Origin of the sequence: Mediterraneibacter sp. 210702-DFI.3.120 (genome assembly GCF_020561005.1) — a bacterium.
In the GTDB taxonomy this organism is placed as follows: Bacteria; Bacillota; Clostridia; order Lachnospirales; family Lachnospiraceae; genus Mediterraneibacter; species Mediterraneibacter faecis.
Window position 1 is genome coordinate 1 of sequence record NZ_JAJCNG010000125.1, and the last position, 222, is coordinate 222.

The 222-nt window shown below is 43.2% G+C and carries 1 protein-coding gene; it reads right to left on the minus strand.

The genetic code is table 11. The annotated features are described in order from the left end of the window. Positions 1 to 222, minus strand: a 222-nt coding sequence (locus tag LI162_RS15490; protein ID WP_227156897.1) for a MobA/MobL family protein, incomplete at both ends; no start/stop codon positions are given.

The following is a 222-nucleotide window of genomic DNA, read 5'->3' on the forward strand; positions in this document are numbered from 1 at the left end:
CATCAACCACGATATTTCCGTCAGTATCTCTGACAAAATCCCAGTCCTTGACTTCTTTGCTGCCCCATGAATGATCCAGATTGAATGGTCGCATGGTTACAAGTAAATGCACATGTGGGTTTCCATCGCCCTTATCGTGTATGCTCCAGTCGACACACATTCCCTTATCCACGAAAGTCTTTTGAATATATTCGGTTGTATAATCAATCTGTTCCTGTCTGC